The sequence below is a fragment of the Brevibacterium sp. LE-L genome (assembly GCF_050214925.1).
GTDB lineage: Bacteria > Actinomycetota > Actinomycetes > Actinomycetales > Brevibacteriaceae > Brevibacterium.
Map to the genome: position 1 here is coordinate 1,670,414 of NZ_CP189759.1, position 18,211 is coordinate 1,688,624.

Consider the following 18,211-nt stretch of genomic DNA (forward strand, 5'->3'; position numbering starts at 1 on the left):
TCATCGTCGACGACCTCGATCCGATGGTGTCCGACCTGCCGCAGAGGCCAATCCTCACTCGCACGTGATCGCACACGTATCCTGGGGACTGTGAGCACACTGTCGACGGTCGCCGAAGTGGTGGCAGGCTATGCCGACCACCTGCGATCCCGTGACGTCTCCGAACACACCGCTCGCGCCTATGTCTCCGATGTCACCGATTTCCTCGACCACGCCGTGCACTCGTCGAAGCTGCGCCTCGGCAGGGCAGAGGAGAACTCCGGTTCGCCGAAGGCTGAGGGAAAGCGGATCGATCTGGCTGCCGTCGAACTCGATGATCTGCGATCATGGCTGATCGCCCTCGACGATGCCGGTGCCGCGAAGTCAACGGTGGCACGCAAGATCGCCGCCGTCCGCTCCTTCTTCGCCTTCGGCGTGAACAATCTGGGACTGCCGAACAACCCCGCGGCACGGCTGCGGACTCCGAAGAAGGACTCGCGCCTGCCCACGGTGCTCAAACCGCAGCAGGCCGCTGCCCTCGTCTCCGCCGCCGATCGGGACGATTCTCCGCCCGAAGCCTCCGCCGCCGACGGTTCAGCCTCGCCAGGATCGGGTTCTCAGCGATCCGCACGTGAGCGCAGCGACGATCCTCTCGAAGCCGCCAAACGTCTCCGTGATGCCGCGATCCTCGAAATGCTCTACGCGACCGCAGTGCGTGTCTCCGAACTCACCGGCCTCGACCGCCGCGACGTCGACCACCGGAAAGCGATGATCACAGTGCTCGGCAAAGGCGACAAGGAACGCCGAGTGCCCTTCGGCGCTCCGGCACAGACGGCGCTGAACGACTGGCTCGCCGCCCGCGATCTGTTCGCCGGGCCCAACAGCGGGGACGCTCTGTTCCTCGGGGTCCGCGGCGGACGCATCGGAGCCCGGCAGGTGCGCGAACTCGTCCACCGCTACGGTGCCGAGGATCCGAGCGCACCGGACATCGGGCCCCACGGGCTGCGGCACTCGGCGGCCACCCATATGCTCGACCGCGGGGCCGACCTCAGACAGATTCAGGAGCTGCTCGGCCACTCGACCATGAGCAGCACCCAGATCTACACTCACGTGTCGATGCAGCGTCTGCAGGAGACGTACCGCCGCGCCCATCCGCGGGCCTGAACACCAGCGCTATTTGCGGAACTCCCAGTGCCAGGGCTCGGGCAGCGAACCCGACTGCCTCGCCCACCCGGGATGGATCCATCCGAATTTCGGGGCATTGGCCCGCATCCACTGGTGCTGAGCGGTGCCGAAGGAATTGATGCCGCTGCCGAGATCGACCGCGAGAGCCCACCCGTGGTTCGACGTGCCCGGTGTGGCGGCCATCCGACCTTTCCGTCGTTTGAGGATCACCTGCGTGGCGTAGTCGCGATAGGCATCCGTGACCGAGATCGGTGATCCGAACCGAGCCGCGAACGCCAGCGACATCCGGTCGAAGGCGGCCTGCGCATCGCAGCGCAGCATCTGACCGGGCGCCGTCTTCAGCGGACACATCGCCGAGGCGGGAATCCGGCCGTTGCTGTGTCCGCCCCAGGCCCCGGCCCCCGACGTCGCCGAACCGCCACCGCCGGCCTTGGCCTCCTCATCCGGTTTCCGCGACAGCGGCAGCAGCAGGGACTGCTCCTGCCCGAAGAACCTGCTCGGATCGATATAGCGCTTCTTCGCCTCGTCCGGCCACGCCCCGATGTGCAGACACGACCGGTCGCAGTGGTCACCGGAGCCGATCGTGCCGATGCGCTCGCCGGCCGAGAACTCTTCGCCCTTCTTCAGCATTGTCGCCGCCGGTTGGAATGACAGCACATGCCCGGAGGCGGTGAGCACGCTGACGGTGGCCGTGCCTGCGACCGTGCCGGCGAAGCGGATGGTGCCCTTCGTCGGCGCCCGCAGCGGTTCTCCCTCGACCGCGAGCACATCGATTCCCCGGTGTCCCTTGAGCCAGGGCTTGTCGGGCGGGTCGAAAGCGTTGATGATCTCCATCGCGGGCACCGGGCTGACCCAGTTCTGTGCATCGGTCGCCGCTGAAGCACTCGGGGGAGACGTGGTGAAGATGAGTGCCGAGGCGAGGAGCGACGTCAGCAGCAGAGACCGGATCTGCCCGGAACTGGCGAACGACCACTCGGGGCGGTATGACCGTCGACGATGGTGGGGCCCGCCGGATGCACCGCGATAGTGGGACCGGCGGGTCCATCCTCGGCGGTGAAGCGGGTGGGTCCATCCTCGGCGGTGAAGCGGGTGATGCGGATCAGGGGAGACGAGGTTCATGCGCCCATAGAAGCCCCCGCCCCTCCACCGTGTCACCCTCCCAGAAGCCGCCTGTGGACACGTGTAGGCCGTCCCCAGGGCTCGGGAGGTGGAGTCGGGGCAGGGTCCACAGAAACAGGTGGTCGAGTGCCCGCGTGCGCACCCGCGTGCAGCCCTCTCCGGTCTGCGGACTTCAGGCACGAACCGCGCGCGACTGCCTGCAGGGCCGCGCACCGGAACCGTCCCAGGGGCGGTTCCCCTCCACACCCTGCGGCGCACGAGTCGGCGGGTTCGGGAGGCAGCCGAGCGCCGCCTCGGCGAGGGCGGACCTCGATTGGAAATGACTTGCCCAACCGGGATAGAATCGCGTCAGCAGAAGCATGTCTTCTGACTACGCGTATCCGAATTCTTCTCCTTCCCATGGTGCAAGCTGCCATCAGGTGTGCTTGTGGGGCGGACGAACCGGGTACCAGGAATCAACCGAAAATGTCATCGACGCTCCCCGTCGGTCGGATCGAAGCGATCCCTCACGGGTTTCGCATCGCGGAAGGACCGACGCGCGCGTGACGTAAAAGCACCCTCGGGTGCAACAGAAAGGAGGGCGTCGGCATGGCCGTCGTCACCATCCGCCAGCTGCTCGACAGCGGCGTACACTTTGGACACCAGACCCGTCGTTGGAACCCGAAGATGAAGCGCTTCATCTTCACCGAGCGCAACGGCATCTACATCATCGACCTGCAGAAGTCGCTGGGCTACATCGACTCAGCCTTCGAGTTCGTCAAGGAGACCGTGGCCCACGGCGGCACGATCCTCTTCGTCGGCACCAAGAAGCAGGCCCAGGAATCCATCGCCGAACAGGCCAAGCGCGTGGGTCAGCCCTTCGTCAACCAGCGTTGGCTCGGCGGCATGCTCACGAACTTCCAGACCATCTCGATGCGTCTGCGCCGCCTCAAGGAACTCGAAGAGATCGACTTCGACGATGTTGCAGGCTCCTCGCACACCAAGAAGGAACTGCTCATCCTTCGTCGCGAGAAGGACAAGCTCGAGAAGACCCTCGGCGGCATCCGCGACATGCAGCGCACCCCGTCGGCCGTCTGGATCGTCGACACCAAGAAGGAACACCTCGCCGTCGATGAGGCCAAGAAGCTGGGCATCCCGGTCATCGGCATCCTCGACACCAACTGCGACCCGGACGACGTCAACTACCCGATCCCGGGCAACGACGACGCCATCCGCTCGGTCTCGCTGCTGACCCGCGTGGTCGCCGACGCTGTCGCCGAGGGCCTCATCGCCCGTCACTCCTCGGACGAGCAGTCCGGTGAGAAGAACGTCTCCGCTGTCGAGCCCATGCCCGAATGGGAGCGCGAGCTGCTCGAAGGCAAGACCGAGGAGAAGCCCGCCGAGGCTGCTGCCGAGTCCGCTGAAGCCGCTCCTGCCGCTGAGGCCGAGACCGCTGCCGCAGCTCCTGCCGCCGAGGCTGAGACCGCTGCCGCAGCTCCCGCCGCCGAGACTGCTGAAGCTGAGACCGCTGAAGCCGCTCCGACCGCTGAAGCTGCCGACTCCACCGAGTCGACCGAGTCCTGATTTCCTTTAACTCCACCACCCTGAGGAGAAAGAATGGCAAACTACACTGCCGCTGACATCAAGGCACTGCGCGAGAAGACCGGCGCCGGCATGATGGACGTCAAGAAGGCTCTTGACGAGTCCGACGGCGACCAGGCCAAGGCTATGGAAGCTCTGCGCGTGAAGGGGCTCAAGGGAGCCACCAAGCGCGAAGGCCGCTCCACCTCCGACGGCCTCGTCGCCACGCACGTGGACGGCGGTGTCGGCACCATGATCGAACTCAATTCGGAGACCGACTTCGTCGCGAAGTCCGAGCCGTTCGTCAAGCTCGCCGACCAGGTCCTCGAGCTGGCCGTGGCCAACAAGTCGGAATCGGCCGAGTCGCTGCTCGCCGCCGAGACCGACGGCAAGCCCATCTCCCAGTTCATCACCGAGTCCGGTGCCACCCTGGGCGAGAAGGTCGACCTGCGTCGCGTGGGTCGCGTCGAAGGCGCCAAGGTCGCTTCCTACCTGCACCGCACCAACAAGGACCTGCCCCCGCAGGTCGGTGTGCTGCTGGCCTTCGAAGGTGACGACGAGACCGTGGCACACGATGTCGCCGTGCACATCGCTGCCATGAGCCCGAAGTACTTCTCCCGCGAAGACGTTCCCTCCGACATCGTCGAGAACGAACGCCGCATCGCCGAAGACACCGCGAAGAACGAAGGCAAGCCCGAGAAGGCTATGCCGAAGATCGTCGAAGGTCGCGTCAACGGCTTCTTCAAGGAGAACTGCCTGCTCGACCAGGGATTCGCCAAGGATCCCAAGCAGTCCGTGGCCGCGGTGCTCGAGGCTGCCGGCGTCAAGGCCACCGGCTTCCTGCGCTACCGCGTCGGAGCCTGAAACACCACTGACCGCTGAGCAGCCCCTGCGTCTGCTCGGCAGGTTCGCTGCGTGAGTGAGAACTCACCTGCGCAACGGGGTCGGACCGATCGGTCCGACCCCGTTTTTCGCTAGACTGGCCCAGACGACTCAACCGAATGACGATCCACCCGGGCATCGATCTGCCCGCACGGAAGAAGGACTCCATGACAAGCACCCCGGTTCACGAATCTGCTCACGTCAGCCATCCCGTCCGCACCCATCGCCGGCGCGTCCTGCTCAAACTCTCCGGTGAGGTCTTCGGCGGCGGTCGGATCGGCGTCGACCCGGATGTCGTGGCTGCGGTCGCCCGCGAAGTCGCCCCCACGGTCGAGGACGTCGAGGTCAGCATCGTCGTCGGCGGCGGCAACTTCTTCCGCGGCGCCGAACTGTCCCAGCGCGGCATGGACCGCACCCGCGCCGACTACATGGGCATGCTCGGCACCGTGATGAACTGCCTGGCACTGCAGGATTTCCTCGAACAGACCGGAGTCGACACCCGGGTCCAGACGGCGATCCCGATGTCCCAGGTCGCCGAGTCCTACATCCCCCGCCGCGCCATGCGGCACATGGAGAAGAACCGCGTCGTCATCTTCGGTGCCGGCGCTGGACTGCCCTATTTCTCCACCGACACCGTCGCCGCCCAGCGCGCCCTGGAAGTCCACGCCGATGAGGTGCTCATCGCGAAAAACGGCGTCGACGGGGTCTACACCGCCGACCCGAAGGTCGACCCGGCTGCTGAGAAGCTCACCGAGATCACCTACCAGGAAGCCCTGCAGCGCGGACTCAAAGTCGTCGACGCCACCGCCTTCAGCCTGTGCATGGACAACAAGCTGCCGATGCACGTCTTCGGCATGGAAGGCGAAGGCAATCTGCGCAAGGCGATCATGGGCGACAAGATCGGCACCGTCGTCCACTGAGATCCGCCGCCACCGAGGCGGTCACCCCTCCACAGAGGAGGCGCCGAGGCGGGCCCACCGTTTCGCATCCACGCAGGTGAGGACACCCCTGTGAAGATTCGGTGCGGCATTTTTCAGTCATGACCCATAGAATGAACCCAAAGCTTACAGAGATGGAAAGAGTGAACCGTGATTGAAGAGACACTGGCCGAAGCCAGAGAGAAGATGGACAAAGCCGTCGAATTCACGCAGGACGACTTCGCGTCGATCCGCACCGGCCGCGCCAACCCCGCACTGTTCGCCGACATCGAAATCGACTACTACGGTGCTGCGACCCCGCTGCAGCAGCTGGCATCGTTCCAGACCCCCGAGGCCCGCACGATCCTCGTGACCCCCTACGACAAGGGCACCCTGGGCGATATCGAGAACGCTCTGCGCAACTCGGACATCGGTGCGAACCCGGCCAACGACGGACATGTCATCCGCGTCGTCCTCCCGGAACTCACCGAGGAACGTCGCAAGGAATACGTCAAGATCGTCAAGGGCAAGGCCGAAGACGGCAAGGTCTCCATCCGCAACATCCGTCGCCACGCCAAGGATGTCCTCGAGCGCATCAAGAAGGACGGCGAGGCCGGCGAGGACGAGGTCACTCGCAGCATCTCGGAACTCGACGATCTGACGAAGAGCAAGGTCGACAACATCGACCAACTGCTCTCCCAGAAGGAAGCCGAACTCCTCGAGGTCTGATGATCTCCGTGACCGGGTCCGACAGCCCAGCCGCAGATCCGGCTCCCCTCGGGGATCCGGATCACTCGCGCGACGCAGCACAATCAGAGGCGCCGTTCCCCAAACGACGGGACCTGCGCCACTCGGACAAGCCGTATTCGCCGGACGATCCGGATTCGAACCCGACCCCCGAGGCGGTCGAAGAGTCCGAAGAACCCGAACCGAAGGACTACGGTCGAGCCGGCCGCAACCTCCCCGCCGCCATCGGCATGGGCATGCTCATCGGCGGCGTCGTGCTCGCCTCCCTCGTGTTCCTGCCGATCTCGTTCCTCTTCATCGTCCTCATCGGCATCGTCGCTGCGATGTGGGAACTGGCGAATGCGCTTTCGCGTTCGGGTTCCCTCGTCTCCCATGTGCCCACCATGGTCTCCGCGGCCTGCATGGTCGTGGCCACCTATATCGGCGGTCGTGAGGCCCTGTGGGTGACCTTCGCCGCCAGCGCCGGCGCGGTCATGCTGTTCACGATGGTCGAACGGCGGAAGAACGCGGTCAAAGACGTCTCGCTCTCCCTTTTCGCCCTCACCTACGTCGGCCTCATGGCCTGCTTCATCGTCTTCCTGCTCACCCAGCCCGACGGCAACTTCTACATCATCATCTTCCTCGCCTCCGTCGTCGCCTCCGACACCGGCGGCTACGTCTTCGGCGTGCTGTGGGGCAAGCACCCCATCGCACCGAGGATCTCGCCGAAGAAGTCCTGGGAGGGCTACCTCGGCTCCACGGTCTTCGCCGCGATCGTCGCGACCATCCTCGCCGTCACCCTCGTCGGTGCCCCGTTCTGGACCGGACTGGTCATCGGTGCGGTCATTCCCGCGTTCGCGACCCTCGGCGACTTCAGCGAATCGATGATCAAACGCGATCTCGAACTCAAGGACATGGGCACCCTGCTGCCCGGCCACGGCGGAGTGATGGACCGACTCGACTCGATCCTGCCCACCGCCCCCGTCGCCCTCGTCCTGTTCATGGTGCTGCCCGGCTACCTCTGAGCAGCGTTCACCGGCGTGGCGGCTCACACACGACAGTCCCGTGCCCGACATGAGACAATGGGTCCGTGAGTTCTCAAGCAGGCAGAAGGCAGACCAGGCCCGTCGTCGAACACGCCGACGGCACGACATCGAAGACCCCGATGCGCGATGGCCGTCCCCTTCTCAACTTCAAGTCCGCGCGGGTCAAGCAGCCTCCCCAGCACTTGGCCGACATGAGCATGGGCGAACGGGTCGAAGCGGTCAAAGAAATGGGCCTGCCGGCCTTCCGCGCCAAGCAGATCTCGACGCACTACTTCAGCCACTACGTCACCGACACCGAGGCGATGACCGACCTGCCCAAGGACAAGCGGGCTGAGATCCAGGAGCGGTTCTTCCCGCACCTGCTCACCGAGGTCCGTCGGCTGCGCACCGAGAACGGCGACACCATCAAATTCCTCTGGCGTCTCTTCGACGGCGCCCTCGTCGAGTCCGTCCTCATGCGCTACCGCAACCGGGTCACCCTGTGTGTGTCCAGCCAGTGCGGCTGCGGCATGAACTGCCCGTTCTGCGCGACCGGTCAGCAGGGGCTGACGCGCAACATGTCCACCGCCGAGATCGTCGAACAGGTCATCCGCGCCAACCAGGTCATCGCCGCCGGCGAACTCGCCGAGGCACCGAAGTCGGACATGCCGGGCACCGGCGAGACCGCGCTCGGCGCCGAAGCCGACGATGATGACGCGGCAGGGGAGTCCGCGTTCGACGGGGACGGCACGGCCGCCTCGGCGAGCGGACCCGAACGGGTCTCGAATATCGTCTTCATGGGCATGGGCGAGCCCCTGGCCAACTACAAGCGGGTGATGGACGCGGTTCGCCGGTTCGTCGGACCGGCACCGGAGGGCCTGGGCATGTCGGCCAGGCGGATCACGATCTCCACGGTCGGGCTGGTGCCGGGCATCAACAAGCTCGCCGCCGAGGACATCCCCGTGACCTTCGCGCTCAGCCTCCACGCACCCGATGATGAGCTGCGCGATGAGATGATTCCGGTCAACACCCGGTGGAAGGCCGATGAGGCCATCGACGCCGCCTTCAACTACTACCAGGTCACGGGGCGGCGCGTGAGCATCGAGTACGCGCTCATCAAGGACATGAACGATCACGTCTGGCGCGCCGAACTGCTCGCGAAGAAACTCAATGCGCGTGGCCGCGGCTGGGTGCACGTCAACCCGATTCCCCTCAACCCGACCCCCGGATCGGTGTGGACGGCCTCGGAACCGGAAGTCGCCGACGAATTCGTCCGCCGCCTCCTCGACCACGGCATTCCGACGACGATCCGCGATACCCGCGGCTCCGACATCGACGGTGCCTGCGGTCAGCTCGCCGCCGCCGACTGAGACACGGCCCGGTCGGAGACATCCGATGCCCGGCACGTACGTGCCGGCACGCAATTTCTGCGGCTTCCATCTATCATGGTGGAAACACCACAGCCACTCGCTTCTGGAGGAGACATGGCGGACACGACTTTCCCTCGGATGTCCGGTTGGAAGAACGGATACGACCCCAAGCAGGTCGACAGCTTCTTCAAGCGCGCCCGCGAGTCCTTCGAACGGCCGACCCCGCAGCCCGGGGACCTGGATTCGCGTGCCGTGCGCACGGTCGGCTTCGACCTCGTCCGCAAGGGCTATCATGTCGCCGTCGTCGATGCCGCACTCGACCGCCTCGAAGACGCCTTCGCCAAGCAGGCCCGCGACCGTCTCATCGCACAGTCCGGTCAGGACGCCTGGGTCTCCGAGCTCACCCGCGTCGCCGCGTCCCTGCGGGGCCGTCTGGTGCGTGAGGCCGGGGAACGCTTCGACAACCCGCCTCCCGGTGTTATCGGCTATGACATCGAGCAGGTCGATGACATGTGCGACAAGGTCAACTCCTACTTCACGCAGGGCGTGGCGATGAGCGTCGACCAGGTCCGCCGTGTGCTGTTCAAGACGGCGAAGGGCAAGAAGGCCTACAACGAGGACCAGGTCGATGCGTTCATCGACCGCGTCGTCGAGGTGATGGCCTCCGTTGACTGACTTCCACTTCTTCTCCGTTCCGACGAAGTCGCATCCCGGCACCCTCAACCCCGTCTACGAGATCCTCGACTTCCCGATCGCCATGGGGCAGGCCGACGACGTCGTCCTCACCGGTCCCGCACCGGAGAAACCGCTCGTCGACGGTCGTGAAGTCACCGACCCCCGGCTCATCAAGGCCCTGTCCGTGCCTGTCGAACTCGACCGCGCGGAGGTGCTCGACCGCAGTTCGAAACTCGCCGGGGTGCTGCGGGCCATGGGTGTGGTCCCGGAGTCCGGTGCCACGCTCACCGTCGCCGAGGATGTCCCACCGGTGGCGCGGGCGCTCAGTCTCCTCGCCGCCGCCCGGATCGGGCTGACCGTGGACCTGCGCGGCCCTGAAGGTTCCTCTGACGGTGTCGCGGGTGCCGGGGATGCGATCGTTCTGCACGCCATCGAAGCCGAACCGGTCGAACCGGGTCGGGCGTCGGTGCGGGTCACCCGCTCGCGGTTCGAAGGCGTGGGCGTGACCATCGGGGCCGAGACCGCGAACCTCGATCAGGCGATGCGCGACTCCCGGGTCGAATTCGCCGCACTCGTCCCGCTGACACCCGACCACATCCTTCTGCTCACGGACTCCGGCGAGATCGATGCCGAGTCGAGCCTCGAGTGGCTGCGCAACGAGGCCCTCTCTGCCTCGTAGGCCGCAGCACGATCCGCAGCTCGCACCGACCGTGGAGCGTCTGCGCGCCGCCGGCTGCGTCTTCGCCGAAGACGAAGCGGCGATTCTTCTCGAAGCGGCGCACCTCGGCGACCCGGACACGAAGCTCGTCGACCTCGTTGCACGACGGGTCGCGGGAGAACCGCTCGAACAGATCGTCGGCTGGGTCGATTTCGCCGGACTGCGCCTGAACGTGCTGCCCGGAATGTTCGTTCCCCGGCAGCGCACCCGCCAGCTGGCCGAGGCCACGGCGTCCGCGATCAGGGACGTGGCGCGCCGCCGCGGTGCAGGAGGAGCAGGCCCGGTGGTGCTCGAAGTCTTCTGCGGAGTCGGTCCCGTCGCCTCGGTCGCAGCCGCCGCAGTCACGGCCGCTTCGGTGCCGGACGTTCAGATCCATCTCGGTGATGTGCAGGCAGAGGCGGTGAGGTGCGCCGTGCGGAATGTGACAGCATCCTCGCAGGCCGGGGCGCCTGGGCAGCCGGGAGCGCTTGGGCAGTCAGGGATGTCTGGGCATGCGCCGCGGCCGGGGATCACCGTGCACGGACACACTCTCGACTGTCTGCACGGCCTGCCCGAGGCATTGCGGCACAGGTTCTCGGTCATCGCCGCCGTTCCACCCTATGTGCCCGAGACCGCCGCGGACTTCCTGCCCCGTGAAGCCGTGGACTTCGAACCGGCCCGTGCACTGTTCGCGGGTCCCGATGGGCTCGACCTCGTGCGACGTCTCATCATCGAATCCACTGACTGGCTCGCAGCCGACGGTGTGCTGCTCATCGAACTCGGCCGGGAACAGGCCGCGGACGCCGCCGAGTTCGCCACTGCCCATGGGATGCACGCTCACAGCCGCCTCGGCGAGGACGAACTGACGATCACGCTGGAACTGCGACCGGTGTCGTGAACGCGACACCGCCCGCCGAACCCCGAAGGGCCGGCGGGCGGCAGCGACACTGAGCGGCGGGAGCGCCGAGCTTGCGCAGAAGCCGGCGGCCCAACTTCAGTTGGCGAAGGCGTTGATTCCGGTCATCGTCCGACCCAGGGTGAGCTGGTGGACCTCATGCGTGCCTTCGTAGGTGAGCACGGTTTCGAGGTTGACCGCGTGACGCAGCGGCGGGTACTCGCTCGTGATGCCCGAACCGCCGAACAGGGCACGCAGGTCACGGCAGACGTTCATCGCGGTATCGACGTTGACCATCTTGCCGAGGCTGATCTGCTCCGGACGCACGCCCTTTTCGGAATCCTTGAGCTTGCCCAGGTGAGCGGCGAGCAGAGTGATCTGCGAATACTGGCCGAAGGCCTTCGCGAGCTTCTGCTGCGTGATCTGGAACGACGAGAGCGGACGGTCGAACTGGATCCGGGTTCCGGTGTACTCCAGCGCCGAGAGCAGCGCGTCACGAGCGGCGCCGGTGACACCGAAGACGATTCCGTAGCGAGCCTCGGACAGGCAGGACAGGGGGCCCTTGAGTCCCTTGGCCTTCGGCAGCATGGCATCTTCGGGCAGACGGACATTGTCGAGGACGATCTCACCGGTGATCGACGCTCGCAGCGAGATCTTGCGATGGATCTCCGGGGTCTGCACACCCTCCGTGTTCGACGGCACGACGAAACCGCGCACGACCTGCTTGCCCTTGTCGTCGACCTCTTCGGTCTTGGCCCACACGACCATGACATCGGAGACCGGGGAATTCGTGATCCACATCTTCGCGCCGTTGAGGACCCAATCGGACCCGTCCTTCTTCGCGGTCGTCTTCATCCCCGAAGGGTCGGAGCCGACATCGGGTTCGGTCAGTCCGAAGCAGCCGATGGCCTTGCCGGCGGCCATCTTCGGCAGCCATTCTTCCTTCTGCTCCTCGGAACCGAAGTGGTGGATGGCGAACATCGCCAGCGAGCCCTGCACGGACACGAGCGAGCGCAGACCGGAGTCGACGGCTTCGAGCTCACGACAGGCCAGACCGTACTGTGTGGCAGTCGATCCGCCGCAGCCGTAGCCGTCGAGGTGCATGCCGAGCAGACCGAGTTCGCCGAGACCCTCCGCGAGCTCACGGGCGGGGATGGTCGCGTCGAGGAAGTAGTCACCGATCTTCTCGCGAACGTTCTCGTCCAACCACTTCTTGACAATCGATGCGAATTCGAGGTCATCGGATTCGAAGACCGAATCCAGTCCAAGAATGTCGTCAGGGCTCAGCGTCTTGCTCATATCCATCTCTTTCGCCATTGATTCTTCTCACTCACTGTTTCACCGGATCGCGGTGGAAGACCAGCGCCGGCGAACCACAGCAGACACCTGCGGTTCATCGGGTGGGACACGAGCTGCCACGCGGGGTCGTGTCGAGTCATTTCCCAGAGAACTTTGGCATCATCGGTTGGCGTGAGTAAACGTAGCTTCATTGTAGTCGGCTCCACCGGTTCGGTCGGCACCCAGGCCCTCGATGTTCTCCGTGGACATCGGGACGAGCATCGGATCGTCGGCCTCGCCGCCGGATCCCAACTCGATCTGCTGGCCGACCAGGCGCTGACCTTCGGCGTTCCCGTCATCGGGCTCACGACCCCACCGGCCGGGGGAGAGGCCGAAGTGCGTGCGCGCCTGTCTGAGATGGCCGCGCAGCGAGGAATCGCCGATCCCGTCGAGGTCATCCACCTCGGCGACACCGCCGCCGAGGCGGTTGCGGGCCTGGACGCGGATATGATCCTCAACGCGATCACCGGTGCCGCCGGCCTGGGCACGACCCTGGCCGCCCTCGCCCAGGGCACCGATGTGGCTCTGGCGAACAAGGAATCCCTCATCATCGGCGGCTCCATCGTCCTCGACGCCGCCCGTGCCACCGGTGCCCGGCTCATTCCCGTCGACAGCGAGCATTCGGCGATCGCGCAGGCACTGCGCGCCGGCACCCACGGTGAGGTCAGCAAACTCATCATCACCGCCTCGGGCGGGCCCTTCCGCGGCATGACTCGCGATGCCCTGCGCCGTGTCAGCCCGGCACAGGCGCTCAACCATCCCACATGGTCGATGGGGTCGATGATCACCATCAACTCCGCGACTCTGGTCAACAAGGGCCTCGAAGTCATCGAAGCCCATCTGCTCTTCGACATCGACTTCGACCACATCGAAGTCGTCGTCCACCCGCAGTCCCACATCCACTCGATGGTCGAATTCAGCGACGCCTCGACGATCGCGCAGATCTCCCCGCCGGACATGCGACTGCCCATCTCCTACGCCCTGGGCACTGAGGACGATGGAACGACGAAACGTCTGTCCTCGGGCGCGGTGGCGAACAACTGGGGCCAGCCCATGCACTGGTCGTTCGAACCCGTCAACCATCTCGCGTTCCCGGCACTCGGCCTGTCCATCGATGCCGGGCGGAAGGGACGCAGCTATCCGGCGGTGCTCAACGCCGCCAACGAGGTGTTCGTAGCAGCGTTCATCGCCGGTGACATTCCGTTCACAGGAATCGACAAAGGCCTCGCCCGAGCCCTGGCCGCGCACGAACCGGCCGCCGCACACACCGTGGACACCGTGCTCGCAGCCGATGCTTGGGCCCGCGAGTTCGCCCACACCGACGTCGCAGAACAGAAGGCGGCCCAGAAGCCTGCGCGCGACTCCGCACGCGATTCTGCCCGGAATTCCGCGCACGACTCTGCAGGGAACGGGGGCCGCGCATGACCGTTGTGCTCTACATCGTCGGGATCATCCTCTTCCTCATCGGCATCTCGATCTCCATCGCCTTGCACGAACTCGGCCACCTCACCCCGGCGAAGAAGTTCGGGGTCAAGGTCACCCACTACATGGTTGGGTTCGGCCCGACCCTGTTCTCCTTCCGCAGGGGAGAGACCGAATACGGCATCAAAGCGTTCCCGCTCGGCGGGTTCATCGCGATGCCTGGCATGTACCCGCCTGCCGAAGCAACGACGCAGCGCGTCGACCGGGTCGGTGCTGTGGCTGCGGTCGACAGCGGCACGGGGACGGACGGTGAAGTCACGGCAACGGCGGGCCACCTCGGCGAGGGTGATTCCGACCTTCATCGGAGCGAGCCTCTCGACGGTGACTCACCACGTCGGAATCGGCGGAAGGGTCGCCTGTTTGAGAACACGATGGCTGATGCCCGGGAATTTTCGAATCAGGAGATCGAGCCGGGGGAAGAGCACCGGACGTTCTACGCGCTGAGCGTGCCAAGGCGGCTCGTTGTCATGTTCGCCGGACCCTTCGTCAACCTCGTCCTCGGCATCCTCATCATGGCGATCTCGCTGCTGGGCATCGGCGTGATGACGCCGACGACGACGGTGCAGACCGTCGTCGAATGCGCGGTGCCGGCCTCCGAGGCTCAGCAGCGTCCCGCGTCGGAGCAGAACACGTGCCGTGCCGATGACCAGCTCACCCCCGCCTGGGAGGCCGGGATCGAACCCGGCGATGAGATCACAGCGATCGCCGGTGTCGAGACGAAGGACTGGGACCAATTGTCTGCAGTCATCAAAGACCATGCCGGTGAGCGCGTTGACGTTGACTACATCCGCGACGGAAAGGCAGCGTCGGTGACGGTGCCGATCATCGCGACTGAACGTCCGAAGGTCGATGACTCCGGCAATGCGCTGATGAACGCCGACGGCACCCCGCAGACCGAGAGCCAGGGCTTCCTCGGCATCGGACCCGTGTTCGATCGCCAGCCTCTGCCGCTCGGCGAATTCCCCGGAGCCGTCTGGGACCAGGTCTCGGGAGTCTTCCACGCGATCGTCACCCTGCCGGTCAAGCTCGTCGACATCGGCGAGGTCGCGGTCGGGTCGAAGGACCGCGACGCCGAAGGGCTCGTCGGCATGGTCGGCGTCGGCCGCATCGCGGGTGAGATCGTGTCCACCGACCGCATCGACGTCATGGACAAGGCGCAGATGGGTCTGGGCATGCTCGGCTCGGTCAACATCTTCCTCTTCGCGTTCAACATGATCCCGCTGCTGCCGCTCGACGGCGGACACATCGCCGTCGGCCTCTACGAAGGCGCTCGCCGCCGCATCAATCGGTTGCGCGGTCGCGGACTGGTCGGACCCTTCGACACGGCGAAGCTGCTGCCGCTGACCTACGTGTGCATCGGACTCATGCTGTGCATGACGGCGCTGCTCATCTACGTCGACCTCGTCAAACCCATCACCCTCGACGCGATCTTCAACGCCGGCGGATAGGGGTGCAGGGCCTCAGGCGCTCAGGGTGATCGCCTGCACCTCACCGAGGTGGTTGAGCCCGACCGTGATCGTCACCGTCTGATCCGGTGCATCCGTCGCTGCTGCATCGCTGGTGCCCGTCGCTGTCCCGTTGCCCGGCACCGTGACCACTCCGCGCAGCGGGGAGACCATGGTCAGGTCCGCTTCGGTGAACGGGGCCGTGACCTGCTTGGTCGCCCGCCACCTTGTGAAGCGCTCCCGTCGTTCGTCCCGGGGTTCGTCGAGGTCCATGTTCATCGAGAACAGCTCATCGGCGATCGTGTCGTCGAATTGCGTGACGAGGTTCGCCGCGTCCAAGACCGTCTGAATCTGTGCGGACTTCGCCTCATAGCGGGGCACCGGCGCCGAGGTGGAGCTGCGGTCAAGAGCCAGGCCCGGCCTCCCAATGGCTGCCGCCCAACCGGCGTCGACGGCGTTCTGAACACTGCGCTGAGCCGGGTAGTACGTGGTGTTGCCGAGCACGACGATGCTCAACCCCAGGTCGGGGAACCAGCGCATGTGCGAGCCGTAGCCGGGATAGCCGCCCGAATGGCAGACCACTCGCCCGAAGCGCGAATCCAGCCGGGTCTCCAGGCCATACCCGTAGACCAGGGTCTCCGTATGGTGCTCGCTGCGCTGGGTCTCGATGAGCCGTCGGCCCTGCTGATTGCCGGTGAGAATGTGCGGAAGCGTTCCGGGCTCCGCATCGAGGTCGTCGAGCGCGTCGAGGTGGGCCGCCATCCACGTGCCGATGTCGCCCACCGTGGAGATCACGCCGCCGATGGGGGAGAAGACCCCGGGCCCGGTGAGCTCGGCCGGGTGAAGACCGCCGTCGGCATCGACTCGGAATCCCGGTGTCAGGTCCGGGAAGTCGGTGTGGTCGAAACCGGTGCGCGTGAGTCTCAGGGAATTGAAGACTTCCGCGCTCACGAGTTCGGTGAAGGGGCGTCCGGTGACCGCCTCGGCGACCATGCCGAGCACCGCATAGCCGAGGTTCGAATACTCGTAACCGGTGTCGGCGGGCGCTGTGGCGATCGCGCCGCGGCGCAGCCAGGCGATCAGCTCGTCCGGGGCCATCGGCTCCATCCGGTCGGCCCACGGATCGTCCTTCGTGAACCCGGTGCCCATGGTCAGAGCCTGCCGGCAGGTGCGGTCGGCGATCGCCGTGCCGGCCAGTTCGGGCACAAGCCGACCGAACGGCCGGTCGAGGTCGAGGCCGTCCGCGGCGAGGAGACCGATGGCGCCGGCGGTGAAGGACTTCGTCATCGACGCGATCCGGTACGGAACGTCGGCGTTGACGGCTCGTGCGGGGCCGCCTCGGCGAAAGATCCCCCAAGCCAGGGATCCACCCTGATCGGCCAGCGCGCTCGCCTCCGCATCCAGGGAGGCGGTCATCGCCTCGATGTCGGGTTCGGGGTATGCGCCTTCGCTCACGGGTCCGCTCCTTCACATTTCCGGCACAGTTCTGACAGGTCACTGTCACACTACCGGTCGGGCGGCAGACCGGAAGGGGCGGCTGGGACGGAATCGACCTTCGAACGCGCGACCGGGACTCGCCCAGAGGTCCTACAATGGACGTGGTTCGAACAATCCGGCCGCAGCGAGGCGCCACCTCGGCGTCGGCACCATCATCGTCGCTGGTCACCAGCCAGACGGAAGGGATCGTCTTCGTGACATCGGTGAATCTCGGAATGCCCGCCGCTCCACCTCCCGTGCTTCAGCCCCGGCGGAAGACCCGGCAGATCCAGGTCGGCAAGGTCGGGGTCGGATCCGAATCCCCGGTGAGCGTGCAGTCGATGACGACGACGCCGACGACCGACATCAACGCGACCCTGCAGCAGATCGCCGAACTCACCGCAGCCGGCTGCGACATCGTGCGTGTCGCCTGCCCGACGGCCGAGGATGCCGCGGCCCTGCCGATCATCGCCGGGAAGTCCCAGATCCCTGTCATCGCCGACATCCACTTCCAACCCAAGTACGTCTTCGCCGCGATCGACGCCGGATGTGCGGGAGTGCGCGTCAACCCGGGCAACATCCGGAAGTTCGACGATCAGGTGCGTGAGATCTCGAAGGCCGCCGCCGACGCCGGAGTGTCCATCCGCATCGGCGTCAACGCCGGTTCCCTGGACAGGCGACTCATGGACAAGTACGGCAAGGCCACCCCGGAAGCACTCGTCGAATCCGCGCTGTGGGAAGCCTCCCTGTTCGAAGAGCACGGGTTCTATGACTTCAAGATCTCCGTCAAGCACCACGACCCGGTGATCATGGTCCGTGCCTACGAACTGCTCGCCGAACGCGGGGACTGGCCGCTGCACTTGGGTGTGACCGAGGCAGGACCCGCCTTCCAGGGCACCATCAAGTCCGCGACCGCCTTCGGCCACCTGCTCGCCGAGGGCATCGGCGACACGATCCGCGTCTCCCTGTCCGCGCCTCCGGCCGAAGAGGTCAAGGTCGGCAACCAGATCCTCGAATCGCTCAACCTGCGCCCGCGCCGGCTCGAGATCGTCTCCTGCCCTTCGTGCGGTCGGGCTCAGGTCGACGTGTACACCCTCGCCGAGGAGGTCACCGCCGGGCTCGAAGGCATGGAAGTGCCGCTGCGCGTGGCGGTCATGGGCTGCGTGGTCAACGGCCCCGGTGAAGCCCGCGACGCCGACCTCGGAGTCGCCAGCGGAAACGGCAAGGGCCAGATCTTCGTCAAGGGGGAGGTCATCAAGACCGTGCCCGAATCCGAGATCGTCCAGACGCTCATCGAGGAGGCCAACCGGATCGCCGAGGATGCCACCGGGGACTCATCGGGCCCGCCTGCGGTCGTCGTCGGGTGAGTGCGATACCTTGAGTCGAACACGTTCATCATCCGGGCCGCCTCCTTCGTGACGGCCACGGACAGCGTCAGGG

General features: G+C 65.9%; 16 protein-coding genes. 13 read left to right on the top strand and 3 right to left on the bottom strand.

Annotated elements, in window-relative coordinates; translation table 11 throughout:
- Positions 1 to 90 precede the first annotated feature (90 nt).
- A complete protein-coding gene (locus ACQE2J_RS07525; RefSeq protein WP_135539436.1) occupies positions 91 to 1,143 on the top strand; it encodes a tyrosine recombinase XerC in 1,053 nt (350 codons plus the stop codon).
- Between the two features lie 9 nt (positions 1,144 to 1,152).
- Here the strand turns inward: ACQE2J_RS07525 and ACQE2J_RS07530 are convergent, their stop codons facing one another.
- Positions 1,153 to 2,283 carry a D-alanyl-D-alanine carboxypeptidase family protein gene (locus ACQE2J_RS07530; RefSeq protein ID WP_135539434.1) on the bottom strand — a complete coding sequence of 377 codons (1,131 nt, stop codon included), beginning with the start codon at positions 2,281 to 2,283 and terminating at the stop codon, positions 1,153 to 1,155.
- Positions 2,284 to 2,871: 588 nt separating this feature from the next.
- Between ACQE2J_RS07530 and rpsB the strand changes: the two genes are divergently transcribed.
- From rpsB to ACQE2J_RS07575, 9 genes are all read left to right on the top strand, one after another.
- Positions 2,872 to 3,846 (top strand): 30S ribosomal protein S2, encoded by a 975-nt coding sequence (gene rpsB / locus ACQE2J_RS07535; protein ID WP_135539432.1) that lies wholly within the window; start codon positions 2,872 to 2,874, stop codon positions 3,844 to 3,846.
- 33 nt (positions 3,847 to 3,879) lie between these two features.
- Positions 3,880 to 4,707: a translation elongation factor Ts gene (tsf, locus tag ACQE2J_RS07540; protein ID WP_135539430.1), complete on the top strand. Its 828-nt coding sequence runs from the start codon at positions 3,880 to 3,882 to the stop codon at positions 4,705 to 4,707.
- 185 nt (positions 4,708 to 4,892) lie between these two features.
- A complete protein-coding gene (pyrH, locus tag ACQE2J_RS07545; protein WP_135539682.1) occupies positions 4,893 to 5,645 on the top strand; it encodes a UMP kinase in 753 nt (250 codons plus the stop codon).
- A 168-nt stretch (positions 5,646 to 5,813) separates the two neighbouring features.
- Positions 5,814 to 6,371: a ribosome recycling factor gene (frr, locus tag ACQE2J_RS07550; RefSeq protein WP_135539428.1), complete on the top strand. Its 558-nt coding sequence runs from the start codon at positions 5,814 to 5,816 to the stop codon at positions 6,369 to 6,371.
- The gene (locus tag ACQE2J_RS07555; protein ID WP_426937386.1) at positions 6,371 to 7,393 is read left to right on the top strand and encodes a phosphatidate cytidylyltransferase; all 1,023 of its coding nucleotides are present in this window, start codon (positions 6,371 to 6,373) and stop codon (positions 7,391 to 7,393) included. The genes frr and ACQE2J_RS07555 overlap by 1 nt, the downstream gene beginning before the upstream one ends.
- A 65-nt stretch (positions 7,394 to 7,458) precedes the next feature.
- The gene (gene rlmN, locus ACQE2J_RS07560; RefSeq protein WP_240689748.1) at positions 7,459 to 8,763 is read left to right on the top strand and encodes a 23S rRNA (adenine(2503)-C(2))-methyltransferase RlmN; all 1,305 of its coding nucleotides are present in this window, start codon (positions 7,459 to 7,461) and stop codon (positions 8,761 to 8,763) included.
- A 114-nt stretch (positions 8,764 to 8,877) separates the two neighbouring features.
- Positions 8,878 to 9,438 (top strand): DivIVA domain-containing protein, encoded by a 561-nt coding sequence (locus ACQE2J_RS07565; protein WP_425118803.1) that lies wholly within the window; start codon positions 8,878 to 8,880, stop codon positions 9,436 to 9,438.
- Positions 9,431 to 10,117: a hypothetical protein gene (locus ACQE2J_RS07570; RefSeq protein ID WP_425118802.1), complete on the top strand. Its 687-nt coding sequence runs from the start codon at positions 9,431 to 9,433 to the stop codon at positions 10,115 to 10,117. The genes ACQE2J_RS07565 and ACQE2J_RS07570 overlap by 8 nt, the downstream gene beginning before the upstream one ends.
- Positions 10,118 to 10,148: 31 nt before the next feature.
- Positions 10,149 to 11,033 carry a hypothetical protein gene (locus ACQE2J_RS07575; protein WP_425118801.1) on the top strand — a complete coding sequence of 295 codons (885 nt, stop codon included), beginning with the start codon at positions 10,149 to 10,151 and terminating at the stop codon, positions 11,031 to 11,033.
- Positions 11,034 to 11,129: 96 nt separating this feature from the next.
- Here the strand turns inward: ACQE2J_RS07575 and ACQE2J_RS07580 are convergent, their stop codons facing one another.
- Positions 11,130 to 12,329, bottom strand: coding sequence for an acyl-CoA dehydrogenase family protein (locus ACQE2J_RS07580; RefSeq protein WP_135539676.1), 1,200 nt, complete (start codon positions 12,327 to 12,329; stop codon positions 11,130 to 11,132).
- 171 nt (positions 12,330 to 12,500) lie between these two features.
- Here ACQE2J_RS07580 and dxr point away from each other — a divergent pair, with 171 nt between their 5' ends.
- Both dxr and ACQE2J_RS07590 read left to right on the top strand, forming a co-directional pair.
- Entirely contained in the window at positions 12,501 to 13,793 is a 1,293-nt protein-coding gene (gene dxr / locus ACQE2J_RS07585) for a 1-deoxy-D-xylulose-5-phosphate reductoisomerase (protein WP_135539420.1), read from the top strand.
- Positions 13,790 to 15,298 carry a M50 family metallopeptidase gene (locus ACQE2J_RS07590; RefSeq protein WP_135539418.1) on the top strand — a complete coding sequence of 503 codons (1,509 nt, stop codon included), beginning with the start codon at positions 13,790 to 13,792 and terminating at the stop codon, positions 15,296 to 15,298. The genes dxr and ACQE2J_RS07590 overlap by 4 nt, the downstream gene beginning before the upstream one ends.
- Positions 15,299 to 15,310: 12 nt before the next feature.
- On the opposite strand, the gene ACQE2J_RS07595 is transcribed toward ACQE2J_RS07590, so the two are convergent.
- Complete coding sequence (locus ACQE2J_RS07595) at positions 15,311 to 16,750, bottom strand: serine hydrolase domain-containing protein (RefSeq protein WP_425118799.1); 1,440 nt, start codon at positions 16,748 to 16,750, stop codon at positions 15,311 to 15,313.
- A gap of 236 nt (positions 16,751 to 16,986) precedes the next feature.
- On the opposite strand from ACQE2J_RS07595, the gene ispG reads away from it, so the two are divergent.
- Positions 16,987 to 18,138, top strand: a complete 1,152-nt coding sequence (ispG, locus tag ACQE2J_RS07600; RefSeq protein ID WP_135539415.1) for a flavodoxin-dependent (E)-4-hydroxy-3-methylbut-2-enyl-diphosphate synthase — start codon at positions 16,987 to 16,989, stop codon at positions 18,136 to 18,138.
- The last annotated feature ends 73 nt before the right edge of the window (positions 18,139 to 18,211 follow it).

Bases quoted from the DNA above. Each gene is read 5' to 3' on its own strand.
- ACQE2J_RS07530 (WP_135539434.1), bottom strand. From the start codon at position 2,283: ATGAACCTCGTCTCCCCTGATCCGCATCACCCGCTTCACCGCCGAGGA.
- rpsB (WP_135539432.1), top strand. From the start codon at position 2,872: ATGGCCGTCGTCACCATCCGCCAGCTGCTCGACAGCGGCGTACACTTT.
- tsf (WP_135539430.1), top strand. From the start codon at position 3,880: ATGGCAAACTACACTGCCGCTGACATCAAGGCACTGCGCGAGAAGACC.
- pyrH (WP_135539682.1), top strand. From the start codon at position 4,893: ATGACAAGCACCCCGGTTCACGAATCTGCTCACGTCAGCCATCCCGTC.
- ACQE2J_RS07555 (WP_426937386.1), top strand. From the start codon at position 6,371: ATGATCTCCGTGACCGGGTCCGACAGCCCAGCCGCAGATCCGGCTCCC.
- ACQE2J_RS07565 (WP_425118803.1), top strand. From the start codon at position 8,878: ATGGCGGACACGACTTTCCCTCGGATGTCCGGTTGGAAGAACGGATAC.
- ACQE2J_RS07580 (WP_135539676.1), bottom strand. From the start codon at position 12,329: ATGAGCAAGACGCTGAGCCCTGACGACATTCTTGGACTGGATTCGGTC.
- ACQE2J_RS07590 (WP_135539418.1), top strand. From the start codon at position 13,790: ATGACCGTTGTGCTCTACATCGTCGGGATCATCCTCTTCCTCATCGGC.